Origin of the sequence: Amycolatopsis ponsaeliensis, assembly GCF_030182635.1 — a bacterium.
GTDB classification, from domain to species: domain Bacteria; phylum Actinomycetota; class Actinomycetes; order Mycobacteriales; family Pseudonocardiaceae; genus Amycolatopsis; species Amycolatopsis ponsaeliensis.
The window spans coordinates 22,928-31,638 of the sequence record NZ_JAPZLD010000080.1; the positions used below are offsets into that span (position 1 = coordinate 22,928).

Annotated in this window: 9 protein-coding genes and 1 pseudogene; 8 read left to right on the forward strand and 2 right to left on the reverse strand. The window is 70.6% G+C overall.

Annotation, left to right across the window (positions count from 1 at the left end; genetic code table 11):
• Positions 1-89: 89 nt before the first annotated feature.
• Positions 90-1,256 (forward strand): sensor histidine kinase, encoded by a 1,167-nt coding sequence (locus tag QQ657_RS53540; RefSeq protein WP_434056870.1) that lies wholly within the window; start codon positions 90-92, stop codon positions 1,254-1,256.
• Positions 1,253-1,909, forward strand: a complete 657-nt coding sequence (locus QQ657_RS53545; RefSeq protein WP_284750194.1) for a response regulator — start codon at positions 1,253-1,255, stop codon at positions 1,907-1,909. The genes QQ657_RS53540 and QQ657_RS53545 overlap by 4 nt, the downstream gene beginning before the upstream one ends.
• Positions 1,910-1,937: 28 nt before the next feature.
• On the opposite strand, the pseudogene QQ657_RS53550 reads toward QQ657_RS53545, so the two are convergent.
• A pseudogene (locus QQ657_RS53550) lies at positions 1,938-2,828 on the reverse strand (SDR family NAD(P)-dependent oxidoreductase); the annotation flags it as partial.
• The gene (locus QQ657_RS53555; protein ID WP_284750195.1) at positions 2,825-3,412 is read right to left on the reverse strand and encodes a TetR/AcrR family transcriptional regulator; all 588 of its coding nucleotides are present in this window, start codon (positions 3,410-3,412) and stop codon (positions 2,825-2,827) included. The pseudogene QQ657_RS53550 and the gene QQ657_RS53555, both read right to left, overlap by 4 nt.
• Before the next feature lie 197 nt (positions 3,413-3,609).
• Between QQ657_RS53555 and QQ657_RS53560 the strand changes: the two genes are divergently transcribed.
• The 6 genes from QQ657_RS53560 (at position 3,610) to trmB (ending at position 8,609) form a co-directional block, all read left to right on the forward strand.
• Positions 3,610-4,548, forward strand: a complete 939-nt coding sequence (locus QQ657_RS53560) for an ABC transporter ATP-binding protein (protein WP_284750196.1) — start codon at positions 3,610-3,612, stop codon at positions 4,546-4,548.
• Positions 4,549-4,565: 17 nt separating this feature from the next.
• Positions 4,566-5,315 carry an ABC transporter permease gene (locus QQ657_RS53565; RefSeq protein WP_284750197.1) on the forward strand — a complete coding sequence of 250 codons (750 nt, stop codon included), beginning with the start codon at positions 4,566-4,568 and terminating at the stop codon, positions 5,313-5,315.
• Positions 5,316-5,415: 100 nt separating this feature from the next.
• Positions 5,416-6,348 carry an ABC transporter ATP-binding protein gene (locus QQ657_RS53570; protein WP_284750198.1) on the forward strand — a complete coding sequence of 311 codons (933 nt, stop codon included), beginning with the start codon at positions 5,416-5,418 and terminating at the stop codon, positions 6,346-6,348.
• On the forward strand, positions 6,345-7,106 hold the full coding sequence (locus tag QQ657_RS53575) for a hypothetical protein (RefSeq protein ID WP_284750199.1): 762 nt from the start codon (positions 6,345-6,347) through the stop codon (positions 7,104-7,106). The genes QQ657_RS53570 and QQ657_RS53575 overlap by 4 nt, the downstream gene beginning before the upstream one ends.
• A 178-nt stretch (positions 7,107-7,284) precedes the next feature.
• On the forward strand, positions 7,285-7,836 hold the full coding sequence (locus QQ657_RS53580; protein ID WP_284750203.1) for a hypothetical protein: 552 nt from the start codon (positions 7,285-7,287) through the stop codon (positions 7,834-7,836).
• A gap of 86 nt (positions 7,837-7,922) precedes the next feature.
• Complete coding sequence (gene trmB / locus QQ657_RS53585; protein WP_434056871.1) at positions 7,923-8,609, forward strand: tRNA (guanosine(46)-N7)-methyltransferase TrmB; 687 nt, start codon at positions 7,923-7,925, stop codon at positions 8,607-8,609.
• Positions 8,610-8,711 lie beyond the last annotated feature (102 nt).

The following is an 8,711-nucleotide window of genomic DNA, read 5'->3' on the forward strand; positions in this document are numbered from 1 at the left end:
CCGGGTCGCACCGAAGGTGGTACTGACGACGGACGCGCTGTTCCCGCCCCGCGACCTAGGGTTGTGTGGTGCGACGGCTGAGCCTCTGGATGCGTGCCCACCCCATGGCGGGCGACACGGTGCTGGCCGTCCTGCTCGGCCTCGTCGACCTGCTGCTGTTCGTCGCCGACCAGTTCGCCGAGCTGCCGGAGCTGCCGCCCTGGTACGTGGCCGTGCCGATCAACATCGCGATGGTCGCGCCGCTGGTGTTCCGGCGGAAGTCGCCGCTGTGGTCGGCCTACTGCGTGCTGGTCGTCAGCATCGTGCACGCGACGCTGATGCTCGGCATCGGCAGCGCAGCCGGGCTGGCGATGAGCATCTACTCGGTCGTCGTCTACGCCGGGCGCCGGCAGGGCATGGTCTTCGTCGGCGCGGTCATCGTCTCCTCGGCCGTGCAGCTGGCGCTGGAGCCGCCGGACGACGAGCTCTTCATCGCGATCCTGTTCCTCGCGTTCGGCATCGCCCTGTGCTGGACGCTCGGCGAGTTCGTCGGCGCCCGGCGCGCCTACGACGTGGAAGTGGAGGCCAGGTTGCACCTGCTCGAGACCGAACGGGACCAGGCCACCCGGATCGCGGTGGCCGAGGAGCGCGGGCGGATCGCGCGCGAGCTGCACGACGTCGTCGCGCACGCGGTGAGCGTCATGGTGGTGCAGGCCGACGGCGCGTCGTACGCGATCCAGAGCGACCCCGAGCTCGCGCAACGGGCCGTGCAAACGATTTCCGAGACCGGCCGCGGCGCACTCGGCGAACTGCGGCGCCTGCTCGACGTGCTCCGCAGCGACGACGCCGACGGCGAGCCCCGCGTCCCGCAGCCGGACGCGCACGCCCTCGCCGAGCTGGCCGACCGGATGCGCACCTCCGGGGTGCCGGTGGAGCTGGAGACCGACGACCTCGGCGACCTGCCCGCCGGCGTCTCGCTGGGGATCTACCGGATCGTCCAGGAGTCGCTGACCAACACGCTCAAGCACGCCGGCCGCGGCGCGACCGCGGCGGTGCGGGTGCACCGCACCGGCGACCTGGTGGAGGTACTGGTGTCCGACGACGGCGCGGGCCGCGTCCCGCAGCTGGCCGGTTCTTCGCAACGCCTCCCGGGCGGCAACGGCTTGATCGGCATGCGCGAGCGCGCGCACGTGTACGGCGGGACCCTGGACGTGGGTCCGGCTCCGGGTGGTGGGTGGCAGGTCCGCGCGGCGCTGCCGGTTAGGTTGGACAAGTGATCCGTGTCGTGGTCGTCGACGACCAGGAACTGATGCGCGTCGGGTTCCGGATGGTGCTGGGCGCGCAGGCCGACATCGACGTCGTCGGCGAGGCAGGCGACGGCGCGCAGGCCATCCGGATGGCCGAGGAGCTGCGCCCCGACGTCGTGCTGATGGACGTCCGGATGCCGGTGCTCGACGGCGTCGAGGCGACCAAGCAGATCGTGGCGGCCGGCACCGCGCGCGTGCTGGTGATGACGACGTTCGACCTCGACGAGTACGTCTACTCGGCGCTGCAGGGTGGGGCGAGCGGGTTCCTGCTCAAGGACACCCAGCCCGGCCACCTGGTGTCGGCGCTGCGAGCGGTCGCCTCGGGCGACGCGGTGGTGTCGCCGTCGGTGACGCGCCGGCTGCTCGACCGCTTCGTCGGCACCGGCGGCGCGCCGATGCGCGACACGGCGGAGCTGGACGTGCTCACCGACCGCGAGCGCGAGGTGCTCGTGCTGATCGCCAAGGGCATGTCGAACCTGGAGATCGCGGAGGCGCTGTTCCTGTCGGAGGCGACGGTGAAGACGCACGTCGGGCGGATCCTGGCGAAGCTGGAGCTGCGAGACCGGGTGCAGGCCGTGGTGCTGGCCTACGAAACCGGTCTCGCCCGCCCCGGCTTGGCTTAACGGAAGTCGTCCGGCGGGGTCGTTGCCGGGTCGTTGCCGGGTCCTTGCCCGCGTTGCGGACCTCGGTGATCCAGCGGCCGAAGTCCGGGCGGTCGCCGTCGATGTCCGTGTAGCCGTACTCCTTCATCAGCGTCCAGGACGCCAGCGTCTGCCCCGCGAAGCGGGCGACGTCGGTGTCCTGCGCCAGGGCCGCGACGCCGCGGGCCAGCAGGTACGGCGTCTCGGAGATCTTGAAGTCGACCGGCGCGCGCCGGCCCACGGCATTGCGCCAGTTGTCCTCGGTGACCTCGAAGATGTCCAGCATCGACTCCGACCGCAGGAAGCCCGGCGTCACCGAGAGCCCGACGCAGTCGTTCTTCTTCAGCTCCACGCCCAGCGCCCGGCCGAGCGCGCGGATGCCGCACTTCGCCAGGTAATAGGGGAGGCCCGCGCCGACGTAGTCGTCGTTGTCGCCGTCGGTCACCTCGAGCACCAGCCCGCGCTTGGCGACCACCAGCGGCAGCAGCTTGTGCAACGCGATCAGGTGGGTGTCGAGCGCGTTGTGCGTCAGGTTGAGCGCGTCTTCGAGTGGCGTCTCCCAGAACGGCGCGTCGAAGTGGAAGAACATGTCGCCGCCCCAGACGTCGTCGACCAGGATGTCGATTCCGTCCACTTCGGACTCGATGCGCGCCTTCAACGCGTCCACATCGGACACCGACGTGAAGTCGCAGCGGACCACGACGGCCTGGCCCCCGGCCGCCTCGACCAGTTCGCCCGTCTCTTCGATCGTCTCCGGGCGCTTCAGCGGTGACGCCGTTTCGCGCGTCGTGCGGCCGGTGACGTACACCGTCGCCCCCGCGCGGCCCAGCTCCACCGCGATCGCCCGCCCGCAGCCCCGGGTCGCCCCCGTGACGACCGCGACCTTTCCTTTCAAGCTCATGCTTCCTCCCGTCCCCGCCACGCGGAAAGCACCGCGTCGACGTCCTCCGCCAGCCGGTCGGCCAGCCGCCCGTGCGGCCGGATCGACCAGTCGATCGACACCCCGTTGATGATCCCGAGCACCGCACGGGCCGCCCGCGGCACGCTCGGCGCGTGCGGCAGCGATGCCGCCGCCGCCCGCACGAGCCGCCGCAGTTCTTCTTCGACCGCCGTGAAGTGCTCGCCCAGCAGCGCCCGCAGCACCGGGTCGCCGATGTCCACGCCGAGCTGGCCCAGGTGGTTCGCCGCCTCTTCGGCGTCACCCAGCACCGCGTAGACCGCCACCGCCGCGGCGCGCAGCCCGTCGACCGGGTCGTCCGCCCGCTCGGCGCACTCCCGCATGAGCTCGACCGCCCGCCGCGTGGCCCGCCGGCTCATGGCCTGCAGCAGGCCGCTCTTCGAGCCGAACCGCTGCGCGACCGTGCCGACCGAGACACCCGCCTCCGAAGCCACCTGCGCGAGCGTGAAACCGGGGCCGCAGCGGCCGATCACGGTCTCCGCCGCACCCAGCAAGCGCTCGTCGGTGATGCTCCTCGGCCGGGCCACGTCATTATTGAACCACAGTTCATTAATGACCGCGAATCAGGGTCGGCTCAGGGTCATCACCCATCGCGCATCGACCGAAGAGCCAGCAAGGTACTACTCAGGTAGGGGGCCCGGTTCGGTCTCCAGGGTGACGCGCGAACCGGCTCCGACCCGCGACGATGAACGCGTCGTAAGCGAGGGGCGGAAGAGGAGCAGTCATGATCGAGGCAACCGGCCTCACCAAGCGGTACGGAAAGACACTGGCGGTGAACAACCTGTCGTTCTCCGTGGCCGCGGGTCAGGTCACCGGCTTCCTCGGCCCGAACGGGGCGGGCAAGTCCACCACCATGCGCATGATCCTGGGCCTGGACAACCCCACGGGCGGTCAGGTCACCATCGGGGGCAAGAAGTACCACCAGCTCAAGGAACCGCTGCGCACCGTCGGCGCGCTGCTCGACGCGAAGTGGGTCCACCCCAACCGCTCGGCGCGCGCCCACCTGCTGTGGATGGCGAAGTCCAACCGCATCCCGGTGACCCGCGTCGACGAGGTGCTCGACACCGTCGGGCTCACGAACGTCGCGGGCAAGCGCGCCGGCGGGTTCTCGCTCGGCATGTCGCAGCGGCTCGGCATCGCGGCCGCCCTGCTCGGCGACCCCGAGGTGCTGCTGTTCGACGAGCCGGTGAACGGCCTGGACCCCGAGGGCATCCTCTGGATCCGGAAGTTCATGCACCGGCTGGCCGAAGAAGGCCGCACCGTCTTCGTGTCGAGCCACCTGCTTTCGGAAATGGCGCTGACCGCGAGCAACCTCGTGGTGATCGGCCGCGGGCAGCTGATCTCGCAGTCCTCCACCGAGGACTTCGTCTCCCGCGCCGCGGAGAACACCGTCAAGGTCCGCTCGCCGCAGCTGGCCGAGCTGCGGGAGGTCCTGCGGCGGGCAAGCGCCGGCGTCGCCGACGAGGCGAACGCGCTCGTGGTGTCCGGGATGGACAGCGACAAGATCGGTGAGATCGCCGCGTCCAACCGGATCGTGCTGCACGAGCTGAGCCCGCAGACCGGCTCGCTCGAGCAGGCCTTCATGCAGATCACCGGCGACTCCGTCGAGTACCACACCGGTCTCGACGCCGAGGCGCAGCACGTGCTCGAGTCCGCCAAGTAACCGGGGAAACCAAGATCATGAACTTACTCGCGGTCGAACGCATCAAGCTGTTCAGCACCCGCTCGCCGTGGTGGTGCGCGCTCATCACCCTGGCCCTGACCATCGGCTTCGCCGCCATCATCGCCGGCGCGACGCCGTCCGACTCCCAGCTCACGCTGTCCGCCACCCAGTTCGGCGGCTCCCAGTTCGGCATCGCCGTCGTCATGGTGCTCGCCGCGCTCGCGGTGACCACCGAATACCGCTTCAACACCATCCGCACCACGTTCCAGGCGGTGCCGCACCGCTCGCCGGCGCTGGTCGCCAAGGCGATCGTCGTCGCGCTGGTGGCGCTGGTCATCGGCGAGATCGCCGCGTTCGGCGCGCTGGGTCTCGGCATGCTCATGCGGCCGGACGACGGGCTCGGCCTGCACACGTCGCAGGACTGGATGAACGTCGCGGGCCTCGGCCCGGTGTTCGCCCTCAGCGCCGTGCTCGCCGTCGCACTCGGGATCATGATCCGGCACAGCGCCGGCGCCATCGCACTGCTGCTCATCTACTACTTGGCCGTGGAAGAGCTGGTGCAGCTGATCCCGAAGATCGGCCACACCATCCACGAGTGGCTGCCGTTCAACGTGGCGAACAAGTTCCTGCGCGGCTCGGCGGTCGTCGACGGCCCCGCGCCGTCGGACTCGCCGCTGAGCCCGGGCTGGGCGCTGGCGTACTTCGCCGGCATCGCCATCGTGTTCCTGCTCGTCGCACTCGGGGTTGCGAAGAAGCGGGACGCCTGAGGGGAAAAGGGGAGAGAAACGGGAATCCGGGTCGCACTGTCGGGGGGCGACCCGGATTCCCGTTTCTCGGTAGGCTCCTCCGGACGGGACAGGGGAGCGCATGATCGAAGCGAAGGCACTGACCAAGCGGTACGGCACCACCACCGCGGTCAACGAGCTGACGTTCACCGCGCGGTCGGGGCGCGTCACCGGCTTCCTCGGCCCGAACGGCGCCGGCAAGTCCACGACCATGCGGCTGATCCTCGGCCTCGACTCGCCCGACGCGGGCACCGCGCTCATCGACGGCGTCCCGTACCGGCAGCTGCAAGATCCACTCAGGACGGTCGGCGCGATGCTCGACGCCACCTGGCGCCACCCCGGCCGCAGCGGGCGCGACCACCTGCGCTGGCTGGCCGCGACCAACGGCCTGCCCGGGAAGCGCGTCGACGAGGTACTGGACCTGGTCGGGCTGACCAGCGCCGCCGACCGCCGCGCCGGGCAGTACTCCCTCGGCATGCTGCAGCGGCTCGGGATCGCCTGCACGCTGCTCGGCGACCCGCGCGTGCTGCTGTTCGACGAGCCGGTGAACGGCCTCGACCCCGAGGGCATGGCCTGGATCCGGCAGCTGCTGCACGCGCTGGCCGCCGACGGCCGGACCGTCTTCGTCTCCAGCCACCTGCTGCCCGAGATGGCGCAGACCGCGCAGGACCTGGTCGTGATCGGCCGGGGCCGGCTGATCTACCAGGGCACGATGGCCGACTTCGTCTCGCAGACGAGTGAACACGGGGTCCGCGTCCGCACCCCGCACGCCGACGAGCTGCGGGCCGCGCTGACCGGGCAGGCGGAGTTCACCGAAGCCGACGGCGCGTTCGTCGTGTCCGGATTGGACAGTGACCGGATCGGGCAGCTCGCCTTCGACGCCGGGGCGACGCTGCACGAGCTGAGCCCGATCACCGGCTCGCTCGAGCAGGCCTACCTCGACCTGACCCGCGACGCCGTGGAGTTCGCGATGCCCGCCACGGCTGCCGCGTCTCCTTCGGAGGCCACCCGATGACCACGACCGCCAACCTCCTGCGCGCCGAGCGCATCAAGCTCTTCAGCACCCGGGCGCCGTGGTGGTGCCTGGCGCTGGCGTTCGCCGCGCCGCTCGGCTTCACCGCGCTGTTCTTCGCGCTGGCCGGGCCGGAGATCCCGCCGACGGTCGGCAACACCCAGCTCGCGAGCGGCAACGGCCGGACCGTGCTGGTCGTCCTCGCGATCCTCGCGACGGCGTCGGAGTTCAACTGGGGCACGATGCGGCTGACGTTCCAGGCCGTGCCGAGCCGGGTGCCCGCGCTGCTGGCGAAGGTCGCCGTCATCGGCGCGGTCGGCGCCGGGCTCGGGCTGGTCGTCGGCTTCGGCTCGTGGGGCCTGGCGACGCTGGTGGCCCCGGACGCCGACCTCGCGCTGCACTCGGGCGCGGAGTGGCGTTCGGTGGTCGGGCAGAGCCTGGTCTTCCTGCTCGCCGCGGTGGCCGGCGTCGGTGTCGCCCTGCTGCTGCGCAGCATCGCCTTCGCCCTGACCGTGGTGCTCGTGTGGACGCAGGTGCTCGAAGGCGTCGTCGCCTTCATCCCCGGCGTCGGCAAGCACATCTACCAGTGGATGCCGTTCCACGCGGCCGACCAGTTCGTCGGCGCCGGCGGGTTCGGCGCGGGTCCGCTGCAGCTGCCGCCGGCCCCGCTCGGCCCGTGGGGCTACCTCGGTTACTTCGCGGCGATCTGCGTTGCCCTGTTCGTGGCCGGGGTGCTCGTCACGGCACGGCGCGACGCCTGAGCGTGATCAGGCTCTCAATACCGCAAGATTTCGTGTTAACAAAAGATGAAGAGCCTGTGGCTTCTCTCACAGGCACCGGACATAATGCTATGACCAGGCAATATTCGTAAGAGAGCGCACCGGAACCGTCTGAACTCCCCCCTGGAGGTGAATCTTGACGGTGGACACCGGGCAAGAATTGGGTGGCACCATTCCCCGAGCTCGCGTCGAAGACGACGTACCCCGGCTCGAACCCATGCTGGACCTCGAATGGTCGCGGGCGATCGACCTCCCGCCGGCCGCCATGGCGGCGACGACGCCGGCCGAACTCCGCCGGGCGTGGGTGCACCGCGCGCCCGAAGACAGCGTCCTGGCCCTGTTCCGCGCCTCGGCCGGGATGGTCGGACAGGTGCCCGCGCCGTGGTGGCTGCGGGCGGTGGCCGACGGCACCCTTGATTCGCGGGAACAGGGTTTCCGCGTCGAGGACCGCATCGCGCAACTGCTCGGCAGGCGGCCGGGGTGGGAATTCGTCCCGTGGGCGGCGGACGGCGAATCCGGCTACTGGGAGTTCATCCCGTCCGAACGCGGGAAATCGGGACACGCGATTCCCACGACGGTGATGAACACCGACCGGCACCCCGGCTGGATCGACGTCCTGCCGGCGCACAGCGGGCCGACGCCGGACCCGATCGCGATCGCCGGGCTGGCGGGGCTGCGGTCTCGTCTCGGGGAGCTCGAAGCCGTTCGTTAATCCATCCATGCCCCCGCCACCACCCTCAACGGAGGCGCTGCGCGCCCAGCTACATTCCATGGGTGGAAAACCAGGACCATCCCCGGCTGCGCAGCGTCGTCAGCTACGTCAAGCGCGGCGGCCGGATGACCGTCGGGCAGCAGCGCGCGTGGGACGAGCTGTGGCCGGACCTCGGCCGCACCGTCGGCGAGCTGCCCGCCGGGAAGCTGGACTTCGCCGCGTGGTTCGGCCGTGAGGCACCGGTGCTGGTCGAGATCGGCTCCGGCATGGGCGAGACGACGTCGCAGCTGGCCGCCGCGGCTCCGGAGCTGAACTACGTCGCCGTCGAGGTCTACGACCCCGGCCTCGGGCAGCTGATGCTGCGTGCCGAAAAGCTGGGTGTCGAGAACCTGCGGCTGCTGCACGGCGACGCCGTCGTGCTGCTGACCGAGCACGTCGAGCCGGGGTCGCTGCACGGCGTCCGGCTGTTCTTCCCGGACCCGTGGCCGAAGAAGAAGCACCACAAGCGCCGGATCGTGTCGCCCTCGTTCGCCGCGCTCGTGGCGTCGCGGCTCGCGCCCGGCGGCACGTTCCACATGGCGACCGACTGGGAGAACTACGCCGAGCAGATGCTGGAGGTCTGTTCCGCGGAGCCCGCGCTGCGCAACCGGTACGCCGACGAGCCGGGCGGCTGGGCGCCGCGGCCGGAGTGGCGGCCGGTGACGAAGTTCGAGCAGCGCGCCGACGTCGAAGGCCGCGTCTCACACGACCTCATCTTCGAAAAGCGGTCGTGAGTGGGAAACAGTGTTGGTATGTGAATCGAGGTGACCAGGGCAGGGCGTAGCCCCCGGCGAGCGGAGCGCTGCCGGTTGTTGCCGGGTGGTGCTCTCAGGCGG

Bases quoted from the DNA above. Each gene is read 5' to 3' on its own strand.
- QQ657_RS53540 (WP_434056870.1), top strand. From the start codon at position 90: ATGCGTGCCCACCCCATGGCGGGCGACACGGTGCTGGCCGTCCTGCTC.
- QQ657_RS53560 (WP_284750196.1), top strand. From the start codon at position 3,610: ATGATCGAGGCAACCGGCCTCACCAAGCGGTACGGAAAGACACTGGCG.
- QQ657_RS53565 (WP_284750197.1), top strand. From the start codon at position 4,566: ATGAACTTACTCGCGGTCGAACGCATCAAGCTGTTCAGCACCCGCTCG.
- QQ657_RS53570 (WP_284750198.1), top strand. From the start codon at position 5,416: ATGATCGAAGCGAAGGCACTGACCAAGCGGTACGGCACCACCACCGCG.
- QQ657_RS53575 (WP_284750199.1), top strand. From the start codon at position 6,345: ATGACCACGACCGCCAACCTCCTGCGCGCCGAGCGCATCAAGCTCTTC.